Origin of the sequence: Tsukamurella sp. PLM1 (assembly GCF_023168325.1) — a bacterium.
Taxonomy (GTDB): Bacteria; Actinomycetota; Actinomycetes; order Mycobacteriales; family Mycobacteriaceae; genus Tsukamurella.
In genome coordinates, this window is sequence record NZ_AP025688.1 from 3874158 (window position 1) to 3900135 (window position 25978).

A 25978-nucleotide genomic window follows, 5' to 3' on the forward strand; every position below is an offset into this window, starting at 1 on the left:
TGGTCGTTCGCCGCATCACCGGTGACGGGCACGGCGGTGATCGCGTGCCTCGTGGTGGTGGCCGTGCTCCTCATCGGCGCGCTGATCGTCTTCCACTCCCCGCCGAAACCCCGCGGACGCACCGTCGAACAGGGGTAGCCGTCGTCACTACCGCCCCGCCTCGCTGCCGGTCCCTCGGCGCGCCGGTAAGGTAACCACCCGAACCCCGGTCGAGAAGGAAGGTGCGATCCGTGCGCAAATCGGCGAAGCCGAAGGCCGGAGCCGCACCGAACCCGCAGCACGCGCGCGCGGTGGATTCGTACGTCCCCGGTCACGGCAACCCTGGCTACCGCGTCTCGCGCTACGACCTCGACCTCACGTACAAGGTCGCGAGCAACCGCCTCGAGGGCAAGGCCGAGATCACGGCGACGGCATCCGAGCCACTCAAGCGCTTCGCCCTGGACCTGTCGGACGCGCTCAGCGCGGCCAAGATCACGATCAACGGCCGCCGTCCGCAGCGGTACGCGCAGCGCGGCGGCAAGCTCGAGCTCACTCTGGCGAGCGAGGTCCCCGCAGGCGCCGCGATGACGATCGCCATCCGTTACGCCGGCACCCCGAAGCCGATCCGCTCCACCTGGGGCGAGGTGGGCTGGGAGGAGCTCACCGAGGGCGTCATCGTCGCCTCGCAGCCGAGCGGCGCACCGTCGTGGTTCCCGTGCGACGACCACCCCGCGTCGAAGGCCTCGTACCGGATCTCGGTCACCACGGATTCGCCGTACCGCGTCGTGTCGAACGGCGTACTCGTCTCGCGCAAAGTGGCCGCCGCGCACACCACGTGGGTGTACGAGCAGGCCGCGCCGATGGCCACGTATCTCGCCACGATCCAGATCGGGACGTACGACCTCATCAAGGTCGCCGACAAACCGGTCACGATCCGCGCGGCCCTGCCGGCCCGTCTCGCGCTCGGCTTCCAGCGCAGTTTCGGCAATCAGGAGCGCATCATGCGCGCCTTCACCCGCTGGTTCGGCCCGTACCCGTTCCCGGAGTACACCGTCGTCATCACGGACGACACGCTGGAGATCCCCGTCGAGGCCCAGACGGTCTCGATCTTCGGGGCCAACCACTGCGACGGTACGCGGGCGGCCGAGCGTCTCGTGGCGCACGAGCTCGCCCACCAGTGGTTCGGCAACTCCCTCACCCTCACCCGGTGGAAGGACATCTGGCTGCACGAGGGTTTCGCGTGCTACTCGGAATGGATGTGGGCGCAGGAGTGCGGCGACGCGACCACCCAGCAGATGGCGGCGCGCTACTACTCCAAGCTCGCGGCGTCCCGCACCGACATCGTCGTCGGCGATCCCGGTCCCGAGCTGATGTTCGACGACCGCGTCTACAAGCGCGGAGCGCTCACGGTGCACGCGGTCCGTGTGGCGCTGGGCGACCCGGCGTTCTTCTCCATGCTCCACGAGTGGACGGCCGAGTACGCGCACCAGTCCGTGAGCACCGAGGACTTCGTGACCCTCGTGGCCAAGTACAGCCCCGAACCGCTGCGCGAGCTGTGGCGAGCGTGGCTGTACGAGACCGACCTGCCTCCGCTCCCGGTCCTGTCGGCCGTCTGACCTCGCGTTCTCCTGCCCGACGGTGCCGGGACGAGAAAAGTTCCCGGGCGCATGTAGAAATCCGGGTCGCCCGATCGACGTCAGTGCGAGAGAGTTTCTCCACCGACTACGCAAAGGACTGATCGACATGCCTCGTTTCATGGGATTCGTACGAATGGCCGAGGGCCCCGAGGTCGGCACGCCGCCGCAGGCGCTGTTCGACGCGATGGACGTCTACATCGGAGAGCAGGCCGCGAAGGGCCACTTCCTCGACGGCGGCGGCCTGTACGGCACGGAGGACGCCGTGAACTTCGTCGTCCGCAAGGGCGAGATCACCCGGGTCGACGGCCCGTACGCGGAGTCCAAGGAGATCGTCGGCGGCTGGTCGCTGCTCCAGTACGACACCGTCGAGGAGGCGATCGAGGCGTCGCGGGAGTTCGCCGAGTTGCACGCCACCCACTGGCCCGAGCTGAACATGGTCTCCACGCTGCGGCAGATCGCCGACGAGCCGCCCGCCCCGGCGGACGACTGACAGGGAGGTCGCGCCATGGGCATCGTGTTCAGTGACCTCTCGGTGTCGGCCGACGGCTTCGCCACCGGCCTGCACCAGAGCGAGCAGTCCCCGTTCGGGGACATCGACGAGACCTGGCTCCACGGGTGGATGTTCGACGATTCCGGTGACAACAGGGCCGAGGTCGAGGCGATCACGACGTCCGGCGCAACCATCATGGGCCGCAACATGTTCGGTCCGGTCCGCGGCGAGTGGGACCAGGAGTGGCGGGGTTGGTGGGGCACGAACCCGCCGTACCACAACCCCGTCTTCGTCCTGACCCACTTCCCGCGCGAGCCGATCGTGATGGAGGGCGGGACCACCTTCCACTTCGTCACCGACGGAGCCGGGCGAGCACTCGAGCGCGCCCGGGCCGCGGCCGGCGATCGGGACGTCTCCGTCGCGGGCGGCCCCGGAACGGTCAACGAGTTCCTCGCGGCCGGGCTGCTGGACGAATTGCGACTGCACGTGACACCGTGCGTCCTCGGCGCGGGCGTCCGTGTCTTCGACGGGGTTCCGGCGCAGAGACTCGACTGTGCCTCGGTTCGCGCGACCCCGCTCGTCACGCACGTCGTCTACCGGCCCCGCCGCTGACGGGAGGCGATACGCTGGCCCTCGTGCCAGAGTCGACCACCGCCGACGCCGGGAGCGCTGCGAGCGGGCCGGATTCAGCCGCCGACGCCGGGAGCGCAGCGAGCGGGTCGAATTCGGCTGAAGCGATCACCGCCACGTGGCGGGCCGAGTCGGGCCGCCTCGTCGGCGCGCTCACCCGGATGACCCGCAGCATCCAGCTCGCGGAGGACCTGGCGCAGGACGCGCTCGTCGCCGCCCTCGAGCAGTGGCCCGAGTCCGGCGTGCCCGCGAATCCTGCGGCGTGGCTGATGACCACGGCCAAACGCCGCGGCGTCGATCATTTCCGCCGCGCCGACACACTGCGCCGCAAGACCGAGGAGATCGGTCGCTCGCTCAGGGAGGACGACGGTATGCCCGACCTCGACTCCCAGGTGGACTACATCGAGGACGACGCGCTGCGCCTGATCTTCCTCTCCTGCCACCCCGCGCTCACTCCCGAGTCCCGCGCCGCGCTCACGCTGCGTGTGGTCGGCGGACTCACCACCGGCGAGATCGCTCGCGGTTTCCTCGTCCCCGAGAAGACCATGGGCCAACGCATCTCCCGCGCGAAGAAGACCCTCACCACCGCCCGCGCCGAGTTCGAGCTGCCCACCGGCGAGGAGCGGACCCGCCGGCTCGACGACGTGATGGCCGTGATCTACCTGATCTTCACCGAGGGGTACTCCGCGGCGGCCGGCGACGACTGGATGCGCCCCGACCTGGCTCGCGAGGGCATCCGGCTCGCCCGCATGCTCGCCGAGCTCGCTCCCGGCGATCCCGAAACCCACGGACTCCAAGCACTTCTGGAGTTCCAGGGCTCCCGGCTCGATGCCCGGATCGACGCGGCGGGCCTGCCCGTGCTCCTGGAACAGCAGGACCGCGCGCGCTGGGACCGGCTGCTCATCCGGCGCGGCTCCGCCGCGCTGCGCCGAGCCGAATCGCTGGCCGCCCAAGGGATCCCCGTCGGTCGGTACTTCCTGCAGGCCGCGATCGCGGCCCAGCACGCCGCGGCGCCCACCGCCGCGGAGACCGACTGGCCGCGCATCGCGCGGCTGTACGACGCGCTGGCGGACGCCGCCCCCGGCCCGGTCGTGGAGGTCAATCGCGCTGTGGCGCACGGGCGTGCCTTCGGTGCGGAGGCGGGCCTGACGGTGCTCGACGCGCTGGATCCCGCTGCGCTCGGCGACTCGCCGTTGCTGCCCGCGGTGCGTGCCGACCTCGAGCAGGCGGCCGGACGGTACGCCGCGGCGGCGGACCTGTTCGACGAGGCGGCCCGCCGCACCCGCAATGCCGGCGAGCGGACCCTCCTCGAACGCCGGGCCGCCGCCAGCCGTTCGACGAGCTGACCTCAGCGCTGCCAGCGCGGCAGCGCGCCGGCGGCGAGCGCCTCGGCCAGCGACGGTGCCGCGGTGTCCTTCTCGGACAGGATCGGAGGAGCACCGTCCGGCCACGCGATGGCCAGCTCCGGGTCCAGCGGATCCACGCCGTGCTCCGCGGCCGGGTTGTACTCGGAGGACACGTGATACGCGACCACGGCACCGTCGGTCAGGGCGCAGAAGCCGTGCCCGAGCCCCTCGGCCAGGAACACCGTGCGGTGCCCCTCGGCGTCCAGCCGCACCGTCTCCACGGCCCCGAACGTGGGCGACCCCACCCGCAGGTCGACGACCACGTCGAGGACCGCGCCGTGCAGGCAGGCCACCAGCTTCGCCTGGCCCGGAGGCACGTCCGCGTAGTGGATGCCGCGGACCGCGCCGATCCGGTTCACGGACACGTTGGTCTGCGCCACCGCGAGATCGTGCCCCGTCGCGTCCCGGAACGCCGAGGCCTTGAACAGCTCGAAGAACTCACCGCGCGCGTCCGGCCGTACCACCGGGTCCAGGACGAACGCGCCGGCGATCGACAGCTCCGCGACGTTCATCGCTCCTCCTCGAGCAGGCCCCGCAGATAGTCTCCGTAGCCGGACTTGGCCAGCGCGTCCGCGTGGGCGAGCAGCTGCGCGTCGTCGATGAAACCGCACCGCCACGCGACCTCCTCCGGCGCGCCGATCTTGGTGCCCTGCCGCTGTTCCACCGCCCGGACGTAGCTCGTCGCGTCGGCGAGCGCGTCGAACGTGCCGGTGTCCAGCCACGCGGTGCCGCGCGGCAGCACTTCGACGGAGAGCCGCCCGGCCTGAAGGTAGTGCCGGTTGACGTCGGTGATCTCGTACTCCCCGCGCGCCGACGGGCGCAGGCCCGTGCCACCTCGACCACCGACGGGTCGTAGAAGTACAGGCCCGGCACGGCGTAGGGCGACCGCGGATGTTCCGGCTTCTCCTCGAACCCGACGGCGCGCCCGGCACCGTCGAACTCGATGACCCCGTAGGCACGCGGGTCGGCGACCCGGTACGCGAAGACGGCGCCGCCGTCGACCCCGTCGAACCGGCGCAGCTGCGAGCCCAGGCCCGGGCCGTAGAAGATGTTGTCGCCCAGGATGAGCGCGACGGTCTGGTCCCCGATGAAGTCCGCGCCGAGCACGAACGCCTGCGCGAGGCCGTCGGGCTGGTCCTGCACGACGTACTCCAGGCGGAGCCCGAACTGGGACCCGTCGCCCAGCAGGCGGCGGAACTGATCGACGTCCGCAGGGGTGGTGACGATCAGGATCTCGCGGATGCCCGCGAGCATCAACGTGGACAGCGGGTAGTGGATCATCGGCTTGTCGTAGACCGGGAGGAGCTGCTTACTGACGCCGACGGTGATCGGGTGCAGCCGGCTCCCGGTGCCCCCGGCCAGGATGATCCCTCGCATAGGCACACAATAACGTCCCACCCCGGGGGTTACGGTATGCATATGCACATCGTGGTCACCGGCGGTGCCGGATTCATCGGCGCGAACTTCGTCCGGCGTACCGTCGCGACGCGACCGGACGTCCGGATCACCGTGGTGGACGCGCTGACGTACGCCGCCAACGAATCCTCGCTCGACGGGGTCGGCGTCGAGTTCGTGAAGGGCTCGATCACCGATCCCGCGGTCGTCGATGAGCTCGTCGCCCCCGCCGACGCCGTCGTCAACTTCGCCGCCGATACGCACAACGACAACTCGCTGACCGACCCGTGGCCGTTCCTGGACACCAACATCCGCGGTACCGCCGTACTTCTCGACGCGGTCCGCCGGCACGAGAAGCGCCTCCATCACATCTCCACCGACGAGGTGTTCGGCGACCTCCCCCTGGGGACGCCCGAGCGGTTCACCGAGGAGACGCCGTACCGCCCGTCCAGCCCGTATTCCGCGTCGAAGGCCTCCTCCGACCACCTGGTGCGAGCGTGGGTCCGCAGCTTCGGCGTGCAGGCCACGATCTCGAACTGCTCCAACAACTACGGGCCCTACCAGCACGTCGAGAAGTTCATCCCGCGGCAGATCACCAACATCCTCAGCGGCGAGCGGCCCAAGCTCTACGGCGCGGGCGCCAATGTCCGCGACTGGATCCACGTCGACGACCACAACGACGCGGTCTGGGCGATCCTCGAGCGGGGCACGATCGGCGAGACGTACCTGATCGGGGCCGACGGTGAGCGGTCCAACCGAGAGGTGCTCGCCCTCATCCTCGAGGCGACGGGACGCGCCCCCGACGACTTCGACACGGTCCCCGACCGCGCCGGACACGACCTGCGGTACGCCATCGACTCCTCGAAGCTCCGCCGTGAGCTCGGGTGGGCGCCTGCGCGCGCGGACTTCGCCGCGGGACTGCGCGACACCGTCGACTGGTACCGGGAGAACCGCGCGTGGTGGGAGCCCGGCAAAGCGGGCACCGAGGCCGCGTACGCACGCCGCGAGACGCCCCGGTAGGCGCGGCGCCGCACCGTCCGATCGTGTGATCTTCGCCCGATAGAGCGCGGAAAGCACAGGTCCGCCGCGAAAACCTGTTTCAATTGTCGCGACATCAGACGAGAACGATCCGGCCGTCGCACACACAGATCACGAGGTGACCACCCATGCCGCCCGAAGGCACTCCCGCCGCCACCGCTCCCGCTCCCGCCGTTTCCGCGGGTCCGTCGCGAGAAGACCTCGACACAGCGGGCCAGCGCGAGCGGCGCAAGCGCATCATCGACGCCACGCTGGCGCTCGCCCGCAAGGGCGGGTATGACGCGGTGCAGATGCGGGCCGTGGCGAAGAAGGCCGACGTGGCGCTCGGCACCCTGTACCGCTACTTCCCGTCGAAGGTGCACCTGCTGGTCGCCGGCCTGGTCAGCCAGTTCGAGCGAGCCGGGGAGCGGATCGGCAAGGCCCAGATCCCCGGCGACACCGCCGCTGAGCGGCTGATGTTCGTGCTGGACCGCAACACGCAGGCGCTGCAGCGCGCGCCGCTACTCACCGAGGCGATGGTCCGTGCGTTCATGTTCGCCGACGCCACCGCTGCTGCGGAGGTCGAGCGGGTCGGCCGCCTGCTGGAGGGGATGTTCGCGCACGCCCTCGGCATCACCGATCCCGACGAGCGTCAGCGCGACACCTTCCACCTGATCGCAGACGTCTGGATGGCGAACCTGGTCGCGTGGGTCACGCACCGTGCGTCGGCGACCGAGGTGCAGAAGCGGCTGTCCGTCGCGGTCGATCTCCTGATAAAAGACTGAGAAAGACCCCCGTCGTCGCAGGTCACCGGGTAAACAACTGAAACACGTACTAGTTTTGCCCGACAGTTGATACGCTCCTCTCGCAAATTCAGGGAGAGGACCGGCGATGGCGGCATTCGGAGGCACGGCGTGAGGGCCGCGGCGCTCTACCGGCTGTACCGATTGGTCGCGATCTTCACGCGCAGCCTGTCGACGATCGGCCGATCGGTCGTCCTGGCCGGGGAGATCATCAGCTGGACGGTGCGCGGCATCGTCAAGCGGAACTTCGCGGTCGGCGAGACGATCACGCAGGCGGTCACGCTGCTGCGCGTGACCACCCTGCCGGCGATCCTGGTGGCCATCCCGTTCGGCGCGGTGGTCTCGGTGCAGGTCGGCGCTCTGGTCGACACGGTCGGCGCGAACTCGCTGGTCGGCGCGGCGAGCGGCATCGGCATCATCCGCCAGGGCGCGCCACTGGCGACGGGCGTCCTGCTCGGCGGCGTGTGCGCCTCGGCGATCGCCGCCGACCTCGGGTCGCGCACCGTCCGCGAGGAACTGCAGGCGATGCAGGTCATGGGCGTCGATCCGATCGCGCGCCTGATCGCACCGCGCATGCTCGCGCTGATGATCATCGCGCCGATGCTGCTGGTCGCGATCGTGGCGGTCGCGATGCTCATCGCGCTCACGGTGTCGGTGTGGCAGTTCGGCCTCAGCTCGGGCGGATTCTGGTCCTCGTTCGGCGCGTTCTCGGCACCGTCCGATCTCGCGTTCGCGGTGCTCAAGGCCGAGACAGGAGCCATGATCGTCGGTCTGGTCGCCGGCCTGCGCGGCCTGGAGGCCACCGGCGGACCTCGCGGCGTGGCCGACGGCGTGAACTCGTCGGTCGTCCTGTCGATCACGCTCATCTTCCTCTCGTTCCTCGGACTCACCCAGGTGCAGACGATGTTCTTCCCGAGTCAGGTGGCGTGATGACCACGAACACCACACCTCCCGAGACCCGGGAATCGATGCCCGCCTCCAGCGCCCTGGACTCCGCGCCGGCGAACCTGGTCGCCCGCATCGGCGAGGCCGTCGTCTTCGTCGCGCAGTCGATCTACCTCGTCCCGGTCGCGCTCCTGAAGTACCGCGGCGAGACCTCCCGCGTGCTCAAGCAACTCGCGTGGGGCCGCGGCTCCGTGATCGTCGACGGCGGCGTCGTCGTGATGATGGTCATCCTCGGCGCGGCCAGCGGCGCGGCGGTCGCGATCGAGGCGTACGCGGGTCTCAACCTCATCGGCTTCGGTCCCCTCACCGGCGTCATCGGCGGACTCGCGAACATCCGCGAGATGATCCCGATCTCGGCGGGCATCGGCTTCGCCGCCCAGGCGGGCTGCCGCATGACCGCCCAGATCGGCTCCATGCGGATCGCGGAGGAGATCGACGCCGTCGAGGCCCTCGGCATCCGGTCCATCCCCTACGTGGTCAGTACTCGGCTCATCGCCGGCATCGTCGTCGTGATCCCGGCGTACCTCCTCACCCTCCTGCTCGCGTTCCTCACCTGCAAGCTGATCGTGGTGGTCTTCCACGGCCAGGCACAGGGCACCTACAACCACTACTTCGAGCAGTTCCTGAGTCCGGGCGACATCGCGCTGTCCACCGTGAAGGCCGTGGTGTTCTGCGCCGCCGTCACGATCATCCACTGCTACTACGGCTACTTCGCCAAGGGCGGCCCCGAGGGCGTCGGCCTCGCGAGCGGCCGGGCGGTCCGCGCGAGCCTCGTCACGGTGCTCACGCTCGACTTCATCCTGACCATCGTGATGTGGGGCGTGACCCCCACCATCATCTTCAAAGGTTAGGCGGGACCGATGTACGAACTCCTCGGTGGCACGCCACAGCGCCAGCAGCGCGTGTTCTTCACGGTGGGCGTGGTCGTGGTGGCGGTCGCCCTGATCGCGACGCTGGCCGGCTTCGTCTCCTCGCGCATCCCCGCGACCGACCGCCGCCTCGCGGTCACCGTCGAATCGGCGGACGTGGGGCCGGGCGTGAAGGCCGGCACCCGGGTCACCCTGAGGGGTGTCCCGGTGGGCGAGGTCATGTCGGTCGAGATCCCCCGTGCGGGCAAGGCTCGCGTGGCGATCCGGCTGGAGCAGAGCGGCATCCTCGGCCTCACCGACGCACTCGCCGTGCGGTACCAGCCGGGCAACTACTTCGGAGTCACCGAGATGGCCCTGCTACCGCAGTCCGGCGGCGCCGCGCTCCGCACGGGCAGCACGCTGCGCCCGGAGTCCAGCAACGACACCATCTCCGACCTGCTCACCCGCAGCGCGGTGTCGGTCTCCGGCGTCATCACCCCGAAACTCGTCGAGGTCACGAAGAAGGCCACCGACTACACCCAGGCCCTCACGCCCCTGCTGCAGGTGGCGTTCTCCGTCGAGCAGCAGAACGCGCTGTCGGTGAAAGTGCCCATCGGGACCACGCTGCGCACGGTCCGCACCACGCTCGACGGTGCGCCGGGCCTCGTCGAGGGGGCCTTCGAGGGCTGGTTCGTGCCGCAGATGCGCGGCGGCGAGGTCGCCGGCACCCTCGACTACACCGTCAACAACTACGACAAGATCGACAAGACGACAACGCTGCTGGGCACGGGATTCTTCACACCGCTGGCCGACATGTTCGGTTCACACGAGACCGAGTTCAAACCGGGCACCGTCCTGCTCCGGGTCGTCATGGACAGCACCACGAAAGTCATGCGCACCGTGAGTATTCCGCGTCAGGTCGTCCCGTTGATCACGGGCCTGAACACCGCTTTCATCACCGTTCCGGAGGGCGCGCGCTGCGTATGAACGTCATCGTCGACCGTTTCCCCGGCGCCGCCTCGGTGCTCGAGGGAGGCCGCTGATGCATGCGAAGAACACCCGCGCCGCGATCGTCCTGGCGCTCGCCCTCGTCATCACCGTAGTCATCGCCGCCGGGATCTTCGCCGCGCTGCGCAACCCGGCGAGCGGCGAGAGCCGGACCTACGACGCGCACCTGTCCGACGCATCCGGGCTGCGCGTCGGCAGCGACGTCCGGCTGCGCGGCGTCCTCATCGGCAAGGTCACCTCCGTCGAGGTGCGCGGCACCGGCAACGGGAACGAGGCGGTGGTCGGGTTCTCCGCCCAGAACGAGCACCCCGTCACCTCGACGACCCGTGTCGCGGTGAAGTACCGCAACCTCACGGGCGAGCGGTTCATCGAGATCCAGCCCGGTTCGTCCGCCGGCGGCACGCCGGCCACGTCGGTGCCGATGTCCCGCACGACCCCGTCGTTCGACATCACGACGCTGTTCAACGGCCTGGCGCCCGTGCTCCGCACGCTGAGCCCGGAGGACGTGAACCAACTGACCCGGAATCTGCTGGGCCTCCTGCAGGGCGACGACACGACGGCCGCGGACACCTTCAGCGCGATCGACCGCATCACCGCGAACCTCGCCGACCGGCAGACGGTGATCAAGACCCTGATCGACAACGTGACCCGCGTCGCGAACATGATCAACGACTACTCCCCGCAGGTCGTCGAGTTCATCCTGAACTTCGACCTGCTGCTCACCAAGGTGCTCGAGAACCTCGACGAGTTCACCCGGACCGCCACCTACGGACCGGGTTTCGGCACCGCCACCAACCGCGTGCTCACCGCGCTCGGCCTGTCCAAGGAACTCGACGTGGAGAAGTTGTTCCACACAGCCATCAAGGACCCCCGCGCCGCGGTGCAGGCCATGGGCCGCCTGCCCGGCCTGTTCACGGGCGTCGCCGCCCTGCTCGGTTCTCCTCCCACCACGTGCTCGAAGGGTGAGGCCCAGCTGCCGAAGTCGACCACCGTGCTGCTCGGCGGAACGAATGTGACGGTGTGCCTGAAATGATCTTCACCGGACGTCCGCCGTGGCGGACCCTCGTCTCCCGCAGCACCAAGCTCGGCGCCATCGCCGTCGCGATCGCCCTGGTCCTGACGGCCGGCCTCGCGTACGTGTACCTCCGCCCACCCGGGCAGCAGGAACTGGTGTTCACCACGCAGGACGCCGCACTCATCAAGCCCGGCATCGAGGTCCGCGCCTCGGGAGTGCGGATCGGCTCGATCTCGTCCGTCGAGCTCGGCAAGGACGACGTCCGGGTGACCGCCCGGATCGATGACACCGTGTTCGTCGGCGACCAGACCTCGGTGGCCGTGCGCATGCTCACCGTCGCCGGCGGCTTCTACGTGGCCGTCACGTCGGCCGGCCGGACCGCGCTGGGCGACAAGCCGATCCCCCGCGCCCGCGTGAGCCTGCCGTACACCATCGGCGACCTCCTGCAGGACACGCCGGAGAAGCTCACCACGATCGACCGCACTCAGCTGGCCTCGTCGATCAAGGCGCTGAGCACCGGTCTCGACAAGAACCCCGGCTCCGTCGACAACGTGGTCGAGGGTGTCAACAGCCTGATCGGGCAGCTCACGGAGCAGCGCAACCAGGTGGGTCGGATCATCAACATCAGCACCCAGTACGCGGTCGACTTCGCCAAGGAGCGGGAGACCATCATGAAGATGATCCACAAGGCGTCGCTCGCGATCGTCACCCTGGACCAGACCGCGGCCAACTTCGGCGCGGCGTACGTGGGGCTGGCCGGGATGTTCGGCAAGATCAAGCCCTTCCTCGACCTGTACTGGAAGTACCGCGAGCCGCTCGGCGAGGCCTTCGCGTCGATGGAGTCCGCCCTGCAGACCACGAACGTGACCATCCCGGCGATGATCGCCGAGCTGCAGAAATCGATCGACACCATGCAGAAGGCGCTGGAGAAGCAGGGTAAGCCCATGTCCGCGGACACGGTCCTGGCCAGCAAGCTCTGCTTCCCGACGGCGACGGTGAGCTGCTGATGCGACCCACGAGACTCTCCTCCTCGCGGCGGCCGTCACGCTCGCCGTCCCGACCGTGCCCTTCGCCGCCGCGCCGGCGGCCGCGGCGTCGGCCACCCACTGCGCCTACCTCGCCGACGGCATCGGCCTCTACCCGAACAACGACGTCACCCAGATGGGTGTGAAGGTCGGTGCGGTCCAGAAGGTCGAGCCGCAGGGCGACGGCGTGAAGGTCACCTTCTCCGTCTCGGGGCGCACGCTCCCCGTATCGGTGAAGGCCGTCACGCGGTCCACGTCGATCCTCGCCGACCGCTCCCTGGAGCTGGTGGGCAACTACTCGTCGGGCCCCACGTTGAAGCCCGGCACGTGCATCACTCGGGAGAACTCCGCCACGCCGAAGTCGATCTCGGAGACCACCGCGGCCGCCACCCGCCTCGTCGATTCCGTTACCGAGGGCGGAGCGTCCGCCGACCTCGGCAAGCTCCTCACGACCCTCGACTCCGAGGTCGGGCCGTCCGTCCCGCCGCAGGCGTCCCGGTCGCTCAGCAACCTCTCCACCCTGCTCAGCGACCCCGCCGGCTTCCTCGGCGACGTCACCACCGTGGTCGGCAACATCCGGCCGCTGATGCAGAGCATGGACGCCCAGTGGGGCGAGCTGATGCTCACCCTGCAGCACGTCGGCAACGTGCTCGATCAGTACGGCAAGGTCACCTTCCCCGCGGTGTCCGAGATCTTCCAGACGCTGCCGGTGTTCTTCCTGGTGGGCGACGACATGATGCGCCGCTACGGTCACGTCCTGCGCCCGGGCGGCACGATGGCGGCCGACGCCGTCCGCCTGGCCGCCACGGGGGTCGCCTCGAACGACGAGCTCACGCGGCTCCTGCCGGTGTTCGGCTCGCAGATCGCGCCCTACCTCCCCCGGGGCGACGGTGCGCCCGCCGCGGTGTCCGGCGTGCCGGTCACCACGATCGCGACCGCCGACCCGGCCGGACTGTGCGCGCGGATCAACGCGCAGGCCCCCGGCAGCTGCGCCGTGGTCGCCGGAGCCGCGCAGGCCGCCACCGTCGACCTGCTCCAACTGCCCCTCGCGCAAGGAGGCCGATGATGACGCGACGCATCGCCCGCTGGCTGCCGCGCCCCGTGGCGGCGGCAATCGCCGTCGGCGCGGCCGCGGTCCTGGCCGGCTGCTCCGTGAGCCCGGCGAACATGGACATGCGCAACCCGATCGGCGGCGAGGACCAGTACGAGGTGAACCTGAAGTTCGCCGACGTGCTGAACCTTCCCATCGGGGCGCGGATCTCGCTCGGCGGACTCACCGTCGGCCGGGTCAAGGCCGTCGCCCTCGGCGAGGACGCCGCCACTGTGACGGTGCGCGTGGACCAGTCGGTCTCGCTCCCGTCGGACATCCACGCGTCGGTGCTGCAGGACACCCTGCTCGGCGAGGCGTACGTCCGGCTCGAGGCGCCCGAGAAGCCCAGCGCCAGTGCGACTCCGCTGCGTGCGGGGGCCACGCTGCCCCTGTCGCAGACCAGCCCGCCGCGCTCGGTGGAGAGCACCCTGACGATTCTCGCCGACTACTTCGGCAGCGGATCCGTGCAGGACGTCAGCAAGACGATCACGCGGCTCAACACCGCGCTTCCCAAGGATCGTCCGCAGTTCAAGCAGCTCTCGGAGCAGTTGAACCGCGACATCACCGGTATCGGCGCATCGACGGCCGAGGTGAACCGACTGCTCGACTCCGCGTCGGACATGGCGGATCGGATCGCCAAGCAGGAGGCCAACTTCAAGGACACGCTCTCGCCGTACCACATGAAGTACTGGAGCAACCAGGGCAAGCTGATGTCGAACATCGGTGTCCTGCTGCCCGCCGTCGGCGGCATGCTCCAGCAGGGCTCGTGGCTGATCCCCCTGATGAACTCGTCGTCGGACCTGTTCGAGTTGCTCACCGCCGACATGGTCTCGCTCGGCAGCGCCATCCATGGCGGGTCGATCCTGGTGAACAAGAACCTCGTTCCGTTCCTGGACAAGCCCACGATCAAGGTCGATTCGCTCACCGGCCCCGGCGGGCAGGACCTGTCCCCCGGCGCGATCAAACTGCTCCGCGTGATCGGAGGCGCCCGATGACCCGCTCCGGCCTCGCGTCCACGCTCGGCCTCGTCGCCCTGGTCGTGGTCTCGGTCCTGCTGCTCGGCCAGCAGGGCGTGCGCTGGCTCGCCCCGTCCGGCGAGCGAACGGCGTTCATCCAGCTCACCGACGCGAACGGCTTGATGGAGGGCTCACGAGTCCTCGATCGCGGCGTCGAGGTGGGCACGGTCCGCGGGCTCACCGTCGACGCCGATCGGGTCGAGGTCGAGGTGGCGTACGACCGCGACACCCGGATCGCCTCGGGTTCGACGGTCCGCGTGCAGAACCTGTCGGGCCTCGGCGAGACCTACCTCACGCTGCGGCAGGGCGATGGTGATCCACTCCCCGACGGCGCGCGGCTCGCCGGCGTCGTGGACACCGCCGACTCCACGGTCGGCGCCCTGTCCAGCTCGCTGTCCCGGTTGATGAAGCAGCTCGATCCCGCTGTGGTGCAACGACTCCTCAAGCGCGCCGACGAGGCGCTGCCCGGCGAGGAGCGGACGGTCCCGACCATCGACTCCGGCGCGGTGCTCGCGGCCACGTCGATCCTCCGGCAGCTGCCGGACATCAAGGACCTGTTCGGATCGTTCAACTCGATCACGCCGCGGGCCGGCGACGTCGGCGCGTTGCTACTGAGCCTCGACCAGCCGCTGCGCACGTTCGGCAAGGGCTACGGCGAGATGGCGCCGTACTCCGTGTCGTACATCAGCCAGGGCGACTACCCGAACGTGATCCGCGACGGAATGCTGGAGCTGTTCAAGGTGATCCAGAACTTCGAGGATCGCTCCGCCCCCAGCGTGCAGTACCTGTCCGAGCTGATGCTGCCGTCGGTCCGCGCGATCGCCGCGCCGCTGTCCACCATCGACGCCGGGCAGTTGCTGGACACCGCGCTCACCACGGTGCGGGCCGCAACGGCGGCGTCACCCTGCGCCTCACCCCCGACCAGCCGCGGCCCGCGGGTCCGCCGAGCGCCGCACCGTCGAGCAGTGCGCGGCCGAGCGCGAAGCCGTCGGGCGCCGCGTCCCCGACGGCGCGCCGCGCCGCGCCGTCCAGCACCCCCGCCCAGCCCCGCTGACGCGGGCCGAAGGAGAACCGTGCCCCTCGCCCTCACCGATGTCCAGCTCGCCCTGTCGGATTCGATCCGCGACTGGGCCGAACGCGCGCACCCCGTCGATGCGGTGCGGTCCGGCGACCCCGGCGCCGTGGAAAAGGCGTGGCGCGGGCTCGCCGACATCGGCGTCTTCGGCATCACGCTCGCCGAGGAGCTCGGCGGACTCGGGGCCGGCGCCGACGACGCCGCGGCCGCCGTGGAGGCCGCGACGCGCGTCCTCGCCCCCGGGCCCGTGACGGGAACGGTCGCCGTCGGAGTGCTGTTGGAGCACTTCCTGAGCGGGTCGGACCGTCTCAGCGCGGTGCGCACGTCGCTCGCCTCGGGCGAGGCGCACGCGGCCCTCGTGACCGACGGTCCCGGTTCCCTCGTCCTGGACGCCGACCGCGGCGCGCACCTGCTGCTCGAATCACCGGACGGGAACTGGCATCTCGTTCCACCCGGGCATCCGGGCGTCGACATCGAACCGGTCACCGCGCTCGACTTCTCCCGCCCGCTGGCCCGGATCCGGCTGGCGGACCCCGCGTTCGACGATCAGACGCTCGTGCCGGGTCTCACCGCCGACGACGCGCGGGCCGCCCTCGCCGGCTTCGCGGCGGCGGAGGCATCGGGGGTCGCGGCGTGGGCGCTGCACACCGCCGCGGAGTACGCCAAGGTCCGGGTGCAGTTCGGCAAGCCGATCGGCGCGTTCCAGGCCGTCAAGCAGATCGTCGCCGAGATGCTGTGCCGCGCCGAGCAGTCCGCCGCACTCGCGTGGGACGCCGCCCGCTCGTTCGGGGCCGGGCCGGAGCACCGGCTCTCAGCCGCGGTCGCCGCGGCGGGCGCGCTCGACGCCGCGGTCGACAACGCCAAGGACGCGATCCAGGTGCTGGGCGGGATCGGCTTCACCTTCGAGCATGACGCGCACCTGTACCTGCGCCGCGCGACGGCGCTCCGGCAGCTGCTGGGCGGCACGAGCGGATGGCGCTCCCGCGCTGCGGAACTCGCGCGATCCGGCGTCAGGCGCGGCCTCGACTTCGAGGTCGAGGGAGAACATTCCGCGGCGTCCGCGGAGGCGGCGGCCATCGCCGCCCTGCCAGCGGCGGACCGTCGGCGCGCGCTCGCGGAGTCCGGTCTGCTCGTGCCCCACTGGGCGGCGCCGTACGGCCGGGGCGCGGGCCCGGCGGAGCAGCTCGTGCTGGACGCCGCGCTCGACGCCGCGGGCGTCGAGCGGCCTCCGCTGGTGATCGGTGCATGGGCCGCCCCCACCATCCTCGAGCACGGCACCGCCGCCCAGGCGGAACGCTTCGTGTGGCCCACCCTGTTCGGTGAGATCGCGTGGTGTCAGCTGTTCAGCGAGCCGGAGGCGGGCTCCGACCTGGCCTCCCTGCGCACCAGGGCGATCCGCGTGGACGGCGGATGGTCGCTCACCGGCCAGAAGGTGTGGACATCGCTCGCGCACGAGGCGGACTGGGCGATCTGCCTGGCCCGCACCGACGCCGACGCACCGAAGCACAAGGGCATCACCTACTTCCTGGTGGACATGCGCTCGCCCGGCCTGGACGTGCGGCCGCTCCGCGAGATCACCGGTGACGTGCGGTTCAACGAGGTCTTCCTCGAGGGCGTCTTCGTCCCCGACGACTGCGTGGTCGGCGAGGTGAACGGCGGCTGGCGCCTCGCCCGGACCACGCTCGCCAACGAGCGGGTCGCGATGAGCGGCTCGGGCCTCGGTGCGCGCCTGGAGGCCCTCGTCGCCGACCCGGGCACCGTCGACGACGACGAGCTCGGCGCGCTGATCACCGAGGCCGCGTCGTGCTCGCTGCTCGACCTGCGCGCGGTCATCGCGAGCGTCGGCGGACAGGACCCCGGCCCGGCGTCCAGCGTGCGCAAGCTGGTCGGGGTGCAGCACCGTCAGGCCGTGGCGGAGGCCTGCCTGCAAGCCCTCGGGCCCGACGGTGCCCTCGCCGGCCCGGAGGACCCCGCCGACCCGCGGTACGAGTTCCTGCTCAGCCGCTGCCTCTCGATCGCCGGCGGCACGTCCCAGATCCTCCGCAACGTGGCGGCGGAACAACTCCTGGGCCTCCCCGCTCCTGACCCCTCATGACTTAACAGCGTTAGCCCAGGGCCCCACCTGAGGTTTCCTCTGCAGAAGGTGCTTGCTACTCGCGAGTAACCGAGGATTCCCCTCTCGAATATATGGAACGTGTTCTAGTATCTGACCATGGATGATTCCGCCGTCTCCGCGGCCGCCGAGGCACTGCTCGGCGCGTACGCGGGCCACGCCCCGATCGACCCGATCGTCGGGATGTTCCCCGACGCCACCGTCACGGACGCATACCGGATCCAGCAGGAACAGGTGCGCCGCTGGGAAGCCGCGGGCGATGCCGTGAAGGGACACAAGGTGGGCCTCGCGTCCCTGGCGATGCAGCGCCAGATGAACGTCTTCGAACCCGACTTCGGTCACCTGACGGCGTCGATGTTCCACCTCGAGCACATGCCCATCGACGCCTCCGGCTGGCTGCAGCCCCGCATCGAGCCCGAGATCGCGTTCGTCCTCGGGCGTGAGCTGCGCGGCCCGGGGGTCACCGTCGCCGACGCGATCCGCGCCGTCGACTTCGTGGTTCCCGCACTCGAGGTCGTGGACTCCCGGATCCGCGACTGGAACATCTCGATCGTGGACACGGTGGCCGACAACGCCTCGTCCGGCGGCGTCGTCCTGGGCAGTCGCCCCACCCGCCTGCACGACGTCGACCTGCGCACCGTCGGCTGCACGTTCCGGATCAGCGGCGAGCAGGTCGGCACCGGCGCGGGCGGCGCCGTCCTCGGCTCCCCGATCAACGCGCTGGTGTGGCTGGCCAACACCGTCGGTCCGCTCGGGACCACGCTGCAGCCCGGCCACGTCGTGCTTCCCGGCTCGATGACGCGGGCCGAGCCCGTCCGGGCCGGCGACACCATCGTCGCCGACATGGGACCCCTCGGCTCCGTCACCGCCATCCTCGCCCCTGACCCACGAACGGAGAAGAACATGAAGATCACCATCGGCGAAGCCTGCACCGGATTCGGCGTCTGCGAGGGCATCCGCCCCGACATCTTCGAGGTCAACGACCAGGGGTTCGCCGAGGCCACCGACGAGGGACTGGCCGACGCGGACCGCGAGGACGTCGAGTACGCGGTCAGCCAGTGCCCCACCCAGGCCATCCGCGTCGAGTACTGAGCCCCTCCCCACTTAACAGCGTTAGCCCATACCGAACCCGCAGGTGACGGTATGGGCTAACGCTGTTAAGTCGAGGGTGTGGCCCGACGGTGCGCGCGGGCACCGTCGGCCGAGCCATCCATTCAGACCTTCTGCCCCGCGGACATCTCCACTGCGATCGCGATGATCATGTCCTCCTGGCCGCCCACGTAGCCGCGCCGGCCGCATTCGTACAGGATCTCGTGCGCGGGGACGCCGTACCGCTCGGCCGCGCGCTCGGCGTGCAGCAGGAAGCTCGAGTAGACGCCCGCATAGCCCTGCACGATCGAGCTGCGGTCCATCACCGGCAGGCGGGTGATGTAGGGCTTGACCACGTCCTCGGCGGCCGCCATGAGGACGTCCTTGTCGGTGCCGGTGCGCACGCCGAGCTTCTCGAAGGTGGCGGAGAGGATCTCGGTGGGCGAGTTCCCCGCACCGGCCCCCAGGGCGAGCAGTGAGCCGTCGATCCACGTCGCACCGGCGCGGTGCGCGAGGACCGAGTTGGCCACGCCGAAGCTGAGGTTCTGGTGGCCGTGATAGCCCACCTGGGCATCCTCGCCGAGCTCGGCCACAAGGGCCGCGACCCGCTCGCCCGCGTCCTCGAGGATCAGCGCGCCCGCGGAATCCACGACGTAGACGCACTGACAACCGGCGTCGGCCATGATCCGCGCCTGCTGCGCCAGCGTCTCGGGCGTGGACATGTGCGAGAGCATCAGGAATCCCGCCGTCTCCAGGCCGAGCCCCGCGCCGCGCCGAAGTGCTGGATCGAGACGTCGGCCTCCGTGCAGTGCGTGGCGATCCGGAGCGCGCCGGCTCCGAGGTCGGCCGCGATCCGGATGTCCTCGACGGTGCCGAGTCCAGGCAGCATGAGCACGGCGATCTTCGCCTGCTGCGCCTCGTCGACCGCTGCGGCGATGAGCTTGCGCTCGTCGACCAGCGAGAAGCCGTAGTTGAAGGTGCTGCCGCCGAGTCCGTCGCCGTGGGTCACCTCGATGAGTGAGACGCCCGCGTCGTCGAGCGCGCGCACGGTGTCGCGCACGTTCTGCTCGGTGAACTGGTGGGCCATCGCATGGGACCCGTCGCGCAAGGACGTGTCGACGATGCGTACGTCGCGGTTCGGGTCGCTCCAGAGGTCGCCGTTGATGCCGGTCATGCCTTCACTCCTGCCAGGATGCGCTGCGCGAGCAGCTCGCCGGCGCGCGCTGCGGCGGCGGTCATGATGTCGAGGTTGCCCGCGTACGTGGGCAGGTAGTCGCCGTTGCCCGCGACCTCCAGGAAGACCGCGACGCGGGCCTTGCCCTCCCAGCCGGGCCGGGGCTCGTCGTACTGCGGTGACGCCTTCAGCGTGTAGCCCGGGACGTACACCTGGACGTCCGCCACTATCTTCTCGATCGAGGCGGTGATCGCGTCGCGGTCCGCATCGGGGTCGATGGCGCAGAACACGGTGTCGCGCATGATCATCGGCGGCTCCACCGGGTTGATGATGATGATCGCCTTGCCCTTGGCCGCGCCGCCGACCACCTCGATGGCGCGGGCCGTGGTCTCGGTGAACTCGTCGATGTTCGCCCGGGTGCCGGGGCCGGCCGACCGCGACGACACCGAGGCCACGATCTCCGCGTAGCTCACCGGCGTCACGCGGCTGACCGCGTGCACGATCGGGATCGTCGCCTGCCCGCCGCAGGTGATCATGTTGACGTTGGGCGCGTCCAGCTGGGACTCGAGGTTCACCACCGGACAGGCCAGCGGGCCGACGGCCGCGGGCGTGAGATCCACGGCGACGATGCCCGCCTCCGCGTAGCGAGGCGCGTTGGCGCGGTGCGCCTTCGCCGAAGTCGCCTCAAAGACCAGTTGCGGCGGCTCGGGCCGCGCGAGCAGCCAGTCCACGCCCTCCGCCGAGGTCTCGAGCCCGAGCTCGGCGGCGCGCTTGAGGCCGTCCGACTCCGGGTCAACGCCCACCATGTACCGCACGTTCACGTGCTCACTCCGTCGCAGTTTGGCCAACAGGTCGGTGCCGATGTTGCCGGGCCCGACGATGGCCGCAGTCACTTTCTCCGTCATGTCACTACCCTGCGCTCGTGCCGGCCCACGCTCCAACACGCGTGTCCCGCTGAACGGAACGCCCACACACAGGTCCCCTCGCCGATTCTGCGCAGGGTGCGATCGTCACCGTTGACATACCGGGCTTCTCGACTTAATTTTGAGACATACATCAATCTTCGTCTCACATGGAGATCACCATGACGCACCGGAATCGAGAAGTCATGTCCCTCGCCCACAGCCCCGTCTTCGTCCCGCGCAACTCCGACACCTGGCGCGACCCCTTCCCCCTGTACGCCGCGCTCCGCGCGTCGGGCGCCGTCCATCGTGCCGACCCCCTCGACGGCGAGGAGCTCGAATACTACGTACTGCCGCGCCACGAGAACGTGTGGAACGCGGTCCGCGACCCGGAGACCTTCTCGTCCGCCCAGGGGTTGACGCTGCACTACGGCGACCTCGAGAAGATCGGACTGCAGGACGATCCGCCGATGGTGATGCAGGATCCCCCGGTGCACACCGAGTTCCGGCGCCTTGTCGCGCGCGGCTTCACCCCGCGCCAGGTCGAGGCCGTCGAGCCTGCGGTGCGCGCGTTCGTGGTCGAGCGGATCGAGCGCCTCCGGGAGCAGGGCGGGGGCGACATCGTGGCCGAGTTGTTCAAGCCGCTGCCGTCAATGGTCGTGGCCCACTATCTCGGCGTGCCCGCGGAGGACCGGGACCGCTTCGACGGTTGGACCGACAGCATCGTCGCCGCCAATTCCGGCGGCGGCGACATCAGCTCGGTCGTCGCCGGCGCCGCGCAGGCGGTGGGCGAGCTCATGGGCTACTTCGGCGAGCTCATCGAGCGGCGCCGGACGGAGCCGGAGGACGACGTCGTCTCCCACCTCGTCGCCGCGGGCATCGGCGCCGACGGTGATGTCGCCGGCGTGGTCCCGATCCTGGGTTTCACGTTCACCATGGTGGCCGGCGGCAACGACACCACCACCGGAATGCTCGGTGGCGCAATACAACTGCTCGAACACCACCCCGAACAACAGCGGATGATCCGCGACGATCCCCCGTTCATTCCCGACGCCGTCGAGGAGTTCCTGCGGCTCACGTCCCCCGTCCAGGGCCTCGCCCGCACCACTACCCGCGAGGTCCACCTCGACGGCGCGACGATCCCCGCGGACCGCCGGGTGCTGCTGCTGTACGGCTCGGCCAACCGGGACGAGCGCGTGTTCGGCCCGGACGCCGAGCAGCTGGACATCACCCGGCGACCCCGTCACATCCTCACCTTCGCGCAGGGGCCGCACCATTGCCTCGGTGCCGCCGCCGCGCGCATGCAGTCGCGGGTCGCGCTCGAAGAGCTGGTCGCGAGGACGACCCACCTCGAGGTGGATCTCGACGGGGTCCGGTGGGCGCCCGGCGCCTACGTCCGGCGCCCGACGACGGTGCCGGTGTCGCTACGATGACCGGTGTGGCCGGGCCGAACACGTGGGCGCAGTCCGCGCGGGCGGACGCCGAGGAGCGCATCCTCGATGCGGCCTCGGCACTGTTCGCCGAGCGCGGCGTCGCCGCCGTGGGCATGGACGACATCGCGCGGGCCGCGGGCTGTTCCCGGGCCACGCTCTACCGCTACTTCGCCAACCGCGAGTTGCTACGGTCCGCCTACGTACTCCGTGAGATGTCCAGGGCCCTCGATCATCTCGCGTCGACCGAGCCGCCGTCCGGACCCGCCCCCGATCGGCTCGTCGCCGTGATCGAAGCGGCAGTGGCGTACGTGCGAGACCGGCCGGAGCTGCTCGCCTGGTTCGCCTCGGAGGACTTCGCCGTCGGTCCCGTCCTCGCCGAGAACGCGGGCGCGCTCGCCGCGGCGGCGTCGCGTTCGCGCGTCGCGGCCGACCTCCCGGCCCTCGACGACCCGCAGGTCTTCGACTGGGTCGTGCGGGTCATCGTCGGTCTGCTCGCGCACCCGGGCGCGAGCGCCGAGTACGAGCACGAGCTCCTCGTCCGATTCGTCGGGCCGATCGCCCACGGATAAGCGCCCCGACGGTGCCGGAGCTGGCACACTGGACGCATGTGTCCCGCTGAGCGGAACGACGGCGCCACCGTCGACCGGATCGCCGCCCTGCTGTCGGCGTACCGTCCCGGCGACGGCGGGCTCGGCGTGTCCGAGCTCGCGCGGCGCACGGCGCTACCGAAGTCGACGGTGCACCGCCTGGCCGGGCATCTCGTGGCCGCAGGGTTGTTGGAGCGATCGGGCACGGATCTGCGGCTGGGGCTGCGACTCTTCGAGATCGGTCAACTCGCCACTGGCCACCGCGATCTCGTGGACGCGTCCCGGCCGGTGCTCGCCGATCTGCGTTCCGGCACCCGCAACACCGTCCACCTCGCGCGCCTCGAGGGCACCGAGGTCGTCTACTTCGAGGTCCTGCCCGGGCCCGACGCGCCGGACCTGCCGTCGCGGGTCGGGGGCCGCATGCCTGCGCACGCCACGGGCGTCGGCAAGGCCATCCTCGCGTTCTCCGACGACGCCGTGGTCGACGGCGTGATCGCGGCGGGCCTGCCGCGCCTGAGCACGCGCACGATCACCTCGCCCGCGCTCCTGCGCCGCCAGCTGATCCGGATCCGTGCGGACGGGATCGCTTATGAGCGTGAGGAGTCCGGCAACGGCACCGTCTGCGTCGCATGTCCGGTCCTCGGTCCCGACGGTGCGCCGCTCGCCGCGGTCTCGGTCGCGGGTTGGAGCAACCGCATGCGCCCCGAACGGGTCGCCCCCGCCGTCCGCGCCGCCGCCCTCACCCTCTCCCGCGTCGCCGGCGCCGATTGAACGACGTTCTGGAGAGCATTTCCGCAGGTCGCGTTCTCCAGAACATCGTTCAATCGGGGAGGTGGAGGGTGAGCGTCGGCTCAGCGCCGGCGAAGTCGACGACGGCGAGGCCGCGGCGGTCACCGTCGTAGACGGTGGCGGTCACGGTCCGGCCCGAGGCGAGGACCTTGCCCGTCCGTAGGCCGCGCCCGTTCAGCATGGCCACCGCCCGGCGGCGGCCCCTGCCGCCCACCCCGCGCACGCCGCCGAGGAACCCCAGAGCGGCACAGGCCCCGAGGGTGCGGAACAACCTGGGACCCAGGAGCGCGCCGGCGGCGAGCCCACGCGGGCCGGAGAGCAGCAGCGCCGCGATCATGCCGCGCAGCTCCCAATGCGCGTACAGGCCGGTGATGGCGGCGCCGTCGGGACCGTCGGGACCGTCGGTCACGGTGTACCGCAGGTGCATCGGGATGTGCAGCGTGACGCCGGTGCTCATCGTCGTGTGCACCGTGAGGTCGCGGATCATGAGGCCGGTGCCCTCGCCCGGGACGATCAGGTCGTGCTCCACCTCGAAGACGATCCGGTTGGGCGCGATGAACATGTCGTAGAACCGCGCGATCGCGGCCGGGTCCGTCTGCGGCGGCGGTCCCACCGGGTCGTGGACGGCGCCATCGCGGGCGAACAGAGCTGTCCAGGCGTCCTTGTCGTGCGCGGCGACCGCGGCGGGGGACGCCTCCACCACCCGCCGGATCGCTTCCGTGCCGGGCATCTACAGCTTCAGCGCGTGCGTCGCGGTGGCGCCGCCGTCGGCCACGAACTCGGCGCCGGTGCTGTAGCTCGCCTCATCGGACGCGACGAAGAGCACCAGTGCCGCGATCTCGTCGGCGCTGCCCTGCCGCCCGATCGGCAGGCGTTGCTTGAGCCAGTCGGTGGGCGGCTCGTTCCCGCCGAGTGCATCCGCCACCATCGCGGTGTCGATCATGCCCGGGTGCACCGAGTTGACGCGGATGCCGTACTGCCCCAGCTCCATCGCCGCGGACTTGGTCATCCCGCGGATGGCGAACTTACTGGCGGTGTAGGCGGTCAGGTAGGGCATGCCGCCCAGGCCCTCGACGGAGGAGGTGTTGACGATCGACCCGCCGCCCGCGGCCTTCATCGGCTCGACCGCGGCGCGCATGCCGAGGAAGCAGCCGAACTGGTTGATCCGGATCACCCGCTCGTAGTCGGCGAGGGCGGTCTGCTCGAGCGCCGAGAAGAAGAGCACGCCCGCGTTGTTGACGAGGACGTCGAGCCCTCCGAAACCGTCCTGCACCGCGGCGACCGCGGCGGCCCAGTCGTCCTCGCTCGTCACGTCCAGATGCCGGTACACCGCGGCGTCCCCGAGCTCGGCGGCGAGCGCCTCACCCTGCTCGTCCAGCACGTCGCCGAGCAGCACCTGCGCGCCCTCCGCCACGAACCGCCGCGCGACCGCGGCGCCCTGTCCGCGTGCGGCGCCCGTGACCAGCGCCCGCTTCCCCTGCAGTCGTGCCATGCGAAACTCCTAGCCTTCCAACTGTGCTGCGACGAACATGCGGTCGTCGCGGTCCGCGAAGTAGCCGCCCACGGCGGCGGCGAGGCCGGCCTCGTCCCACTGGCCGCCGTCGGCGTCGAAGCGGGCCTCCAGGCTCGGCGGCGCCATCAGAGCGACCATGCCGCCGTGCACCACGAAGACCTGCCCGTTCACGCGTTCGGCCTCGGGCCCCGCGAGGAACCGCACGAAGCGCGCGACGTGGTCGACGGACAGCGGGTCGACGGCACCGTCGGGGGCGTCGCCGAAGACGCCCTCCGTCATGGCGGTCCGGGCGCGGGGGCAGATGGCGTTGGCGCGGACGCCGTACCGGCCGAGGCCGCGTGCGGTGGCGATGGTGAGCGCGGCGATGCCGGCCTTCGCGGCGGCGTAGTTGGGCTGCCCGACGGAGCCGAACAGGAACGCCTCCGACGAAGTGTTGATAACGCGGCCGTAGACCTCGCCGCCCGACGCCTTCGCCGCGTCGCGCCAGTACGCCGACGCATTGCGCGAGAGCAGGAAGTGCCCGCGCAGGTGCACCCGCACGACCGAGTCGAACTCCTCGTCGGTCATCGAGAAGATCATCTTGTCGCGGCAGAAGCCCGCGTTGTTGACCACGATGTGCAGCCCGCCCAGTCCGTCGGCGGCGGCCATCAGCGCGTCGGCCGTCTCCCGGTCTCCCGAGTCGCCGAGCACGAGCTCGGCGCGGCCCCCGTCGGACCGGATCTGCGCGACGACCTCCTCGGCCGACGGCGAGACGTCGCCCACGACCACGGCGGCGCCGCCACGGGCGAGCGCCAGCGCCTCGGCGCGACCCAGGCCGGCCCCCGCACCGGTCACGATCGCCACCTTGCCGTCCAGGTTCGCCACCTCTGCCTGCGTCATGTGCCACCCTTCGATGTAAGAACCTGTTCACTGCGGAGCATGCGCTCCCTCTCCACAGGAAAATACTGCCGAGAGCGCGGTTTCGTTCCACTTTTCTAGAACTTGTTCTACAGTGACGCC

General features: G+C 70.4%; 23 protein-coding genes and 4 pseudogenes. 20 read left to right on the plus strand and 7 right to left on the minus strand.

What is annotated here, in order from left to right; genetic code table 11:
* Nucleotides 1-230 precede the first annotated feature (230 nt).
* From MTP03_RS19915 to MTP03_RS19930, 4 genes are all read left to right on the plus strand, one after another.
* On the plus strand, nucleotides 231-1595 hold the full coding sequence (locus MTP03_RS19915) for a M1 family metallopeptidase (protein ID WP_248489671.1): 1365 nt from the start codon (nucleotides 231-233) through the stop codon (nucleotides 1593-1595).
* Nucleotides 1596-1734: 139 nt separating this feature from the next.
* Nucleotides 1735-2106 (plus strand): YciI family protein, encoded by a 372-nt coding sequence (locus MTP03_RS19920; protein WP_248489672.1) that lies wholly within the window; start codon nucleotides 1735-1737, stop codon nucleotides 2104-2106.
* 15 nt (nucleotides 2107-2121) lie between these two features.
* Entirely contained in the window at nucleotides 2122-2718 is a 597-nt protein-coding gene (locus tag MTP03_RS19925; RefSeq protein WP_248489673.1) for a dihydrofolate reductase family protein, read from the plus strand.
* 23 nt (nucleotides 2719-2741) lie between these two features.
* Nucleotides 2742-4082, plus strand: a complete 1341-nt coding sequence (locus tag MTP03_RS19930) for an RNA polymerase sigma factor (RefSeq protein ID WP_248489674.1) — start codon at nucleotides 2742-2744, stop codon at nucleotides 4080-4082.
* Between the two features lie 2 nt (nucleotides 4083-4084).
* Here MTP03_RS19930 and MTP03_RS19935 read toward each other — a convergent pair whose 3' ends face one another.
* Nucleotides 4085-4654, minus strand: coding sequence for a dTDP-4-dehydrorhamnose 3,5-epimerase family protein (locus MTP03_RS19935; protein WP_248489675.1), 570 nt, complete (start codon nucleotides 4652-4654; stop codon nucleotides 4085-4087).
* Nucleotides 4651-5519 (minus strand): annotated as a pseudogene (rfbA, locus tag MTP03_RS19940) (glucose-1-phosphate thymidylyltransferase RfbA). The gene MTP03_RS19935 and the pseudogene rfbA overlap by 4 nt, the downstream one beginning before the upstream one ends.
* A 42-nt stretch (nucleotides 5520-5561) precedes the next feature.
* On the opposite strand from rfbA, the gene rfbB reads away from it, so the two are divergent.
* The 13 genes and pseudogenes from rfbB to MTP03_RS20005 all read left to right on the plus strand — a co-directional run bounded on the left by rfbB (nucleotide 5562) and on the right by MTP03_RS20005 (nucleotide 18584).
* On the plus strand, nucleotides 5562-6557 hold the full coding sequence (gene rfbB, locus MTP03_RS19945; protein ID WP_248489676.1) for a dTDP-glucose 4,6-dehydratase: 996 nt from the start codon (nucleotides 5562-5564) through the stop codon (nucleotides 6555-6557).
* 146 nt (nucleotides 6558-6703) lie between these two features.
* The gene (gene kstR / locus MTP03_RS19950; protein ID WP_248489677.1) at nucleotides 6704-7339 is read left to right on the plus strand and encodes a cholesterol catabolism transcriptional regulator KstR; all 636 of its coding nucleotides are present in this window, start codon (nucleotides 6704-6706) and stop codon (nucleotides 7337-7339) included.
* A 129-nt stretch (nucleotides 7340-7468) separates the two neighbouring features.
* Complete coding sequence (locus tag MTP03_RS19955; RefSeq protein WP_248489678.1) at nucleotides 7469-8287, plus strand: ABC transporter permease; 819 nt, start codon at nucleotides 7469-7471, stop codon at nucleotides 8285-8287.
* Nucleotides 8287-9153, plus strand: a complete 867-nt coding sequence (locus tag MTP03_RS19960; RefSeq protein ID WP_248489679.1) for an ABC transporter permease — start codon at nucleotides 8287-8289, stop codon at nucleotides 9151-9153. The genes MTP03_RS19955 and MTP03_RS19960 overlap by 1 nt, the downstream gene beginning before the upstream one ends.
* A gap of 9 nt (nucleotides 9154-9162) precedes the next feature.
* Complete coding sequence (locus MTP03_RS19965; protein WP_248489680.1) at nucleotides 9163-10137, plus strand: MlaD family protein; 975 nt, start codon at nucleotides 9163-9165, stop codon at nucleotides 10135-10137.
* A 55-nt stretch (nucleotides 10138-10192) separates the two neighbouring features.
* Nucleotides 10193-11191: an MlaD family protein gene (locus MTP03_RS19970; protein WP_248489681.1), complete on the plus strand. Its 999-nt coding sequence runs from the start codon at nucleotides 10193-10195 to the stop codon at nucleotides 11189-11191.
* The gene (locus MTP03_RS19975; RefSeq protein WP_248492310.1) at nucleotides 11188-12180 is read left to right on the plus strand and encodes an MlaD family protein; all 993 of its coding nucleotides are present in this window, start codon (nucleotides 11188-11190) and stop codon (nucleotides 12178-12180) included. Before MTP03_RS19970 ends, MTP03_RS19975 begins: the two co-directional genes overlap by 4 nt.
* A gap of 55 nt (nucleotides 12181-12235) precedes the next feature.
* A complete protein-coding gene (locus tag MTP03_RS19980) occupies nucleotides 12236-13264 on the plus strand; it encodes an MlaD family protein (RefSeq protein ID WP_248489682.1) in 1029 nt (342 codons plus the stop codon).
* On the plus strand, nucleotides 13264-14283 hold the full coding sequence (locus MTP03_RS19985; protein ID WP_248489683.1) for an MlaD family protein: 1020 nt from the start codon (nucleotides 13264-13266) through the stop codon (nucleotides 14281-14283). The genes MTP03_RS19980 and MTP03_RS19985 overlap by 1 nt, the downstream gene beginning before the upstream one ends.
* A gap of 143 nt (nucleotides 14284-14426) precedes the next feature.
* Nucleotides 14427-14552 (plus strand): annotated as a pseudogene (locus MTP03_RS19990) (MlaD family protein); the annotation flags it as partial.
* An 825-nt stretch (nucleotides 14553-15377) separates the two neighbouring features.
* On the plus strand, nucleotides 15378-17474 hold the full coding sequence (locus tag MTP03_RS19995; RefSeq protein WP_248492311.1) for an acyl-CoA dehydrogenase: 2097 nt from the start codon (nucleotides 15378-15380) through the stop codon (nucleotides 17472-17474).
* Between the two features lie 117 nt (nucleotides 17475-17591).
* Nucleotides 17592-18368 (plus strand): annotated as a pseudogene (locus MTP03_RS20000) (2-keto-4-pentenoate hydratase); the annotation flags it as partial.
* A gap of 27 nt (nucleotides 18369-18395) precedes the next feature.
* Nucleotides 18396-18584 carry a ferredoxin gene (locus MTP03_RS20005; RefSeq protein WP_248492312.1) on the plus strand — a complete coding sequence of 63 codons (189 nt, stop codon included), beginning with the start codon at nucleotides 18396-18398 and terminating at the stop codon, nucleotides 18582-18584.
* A gap of 122 nt (nucleotides 18585-18706) precedes the next feature.
* Here MTP03_RS20005 and dmpG read toward each other — a convergent pair.
* Nucleotides 18707-19755, minus strand: a pseudogene (gene dmpG / locus MTP03_RS20010) (4-hydroxy-2-oxovalerate aldolase).
* On the minus strand, nucleotides 19752-20660 hold the full coding sequence (locus MTP03_RS20015) for an acetaldehyde dehydrogenase (acetylating) (RefSeq protein ID WP_248489684.1): 909 nt from the start codon (nucleotides 20658-20660) through the stop codon (nucleotides 19752-19754). Before MTP03_RS20015 ends, dmpG begins: the two are co-directional and overlap by 4 nt.
* Before the next feature lie 203 nt (nucleotides 20661-20863).
* Between MTP03_RS20015 and MTP03_RS20020 the strand changes: the two genes are divergently transcribed.
* The 3 genes from MTP03_RS20020 to MTP03_RS20030 are packed head-to-tail and all read left to right on the plus strand — an operon-like array spanning nucleotide 20864 to nucleotide 23448.
* A complete protein-coding gene (locus tag MTP03_RS20020) occupies nucleotides 20864-22090 on the plus strand; it encodes a cytochrome P450 (protein WP_248492313.1) in 1227 nt (408 codons plus the stop codon).
* A 5-nt stretch (nucleotides 22091-22095) separates the two neighbouring features.
* Nucleotides 22096-22659, plus strand: a complete 564-nt coding sequence (locus MTP03_RS20025; RefSeq protein ID WP_248489685.1) for a TetR/AcrR family transcriptional regulator — start codon at nucleotides 22096-22098, stop codon at nucleotides 22657-22659.
* Between the two features lie 36 nt (nucleotides 22660-22695).
* Nucleotides 22696-23448 carry an IclR family transcriptional regulator gene (locus tag MTP03_RS20030; RefSeq protein WP_248489686.1) on the plus strand — a complete coding sequence of 251 codons (753 nt, stop codon included), beginning with the start codon at nucleotides 22696-22698 and terminating at the stop codon, nucleotides 23446-23448.
* Between the two features lie 49 nt (nucleotides 23449-23497).
* Here the strand turns inward: MTP03_RS20030 and MTP03_RS20035 are convergent, their stop codons facing one another.
* The 3 genes from MTP03_RS20035 to MTP03_RS20045 are packed head-to-tail and all read right to left on the minus strand — an operon-like array spanning nucleotide 23498 to nucleotide 25858.
* The gene (locus MTP03_RS20035) at nucleotides 23498-24196 is read right to left on the minus strand and encodes a nuclear transport factor 2 family protein (protein ID WP_248489687.1); all 699 of its coding nucleotides are present in this window, start codon (nucleotides 24194-24196) and stop codon (nucleotides 23498-23500) included.
* The gene (locus MTP03_RS20040; RefSeq protein ID WP_068626488.1) at nucleotides 24197-24958 is read right to left on the minus strand and encodes a glucose 1-dehydrogenase; all 762 of its coding nucleotides are present in this window, start codon (nucleotides 24956-24958) and stop codon (nucleotides 24197-24199) included.
* A gap of 9 nt (nucleotides 24959-24967) precedes the next feature.
* Nucleotides 24968-25858, minus strand: a complete 891-nt coding sequence (locus tag MTP03_RS20045; RefSeq protein ID WP_248489688.1) for a 3-oxoacyl-ACP reductase — start codon at nucleotides 25856-25858, stop codon at nucleotides 24968-24970.
* Nucleotides 25859-25978: the final 120 nt, after the last annotated feature.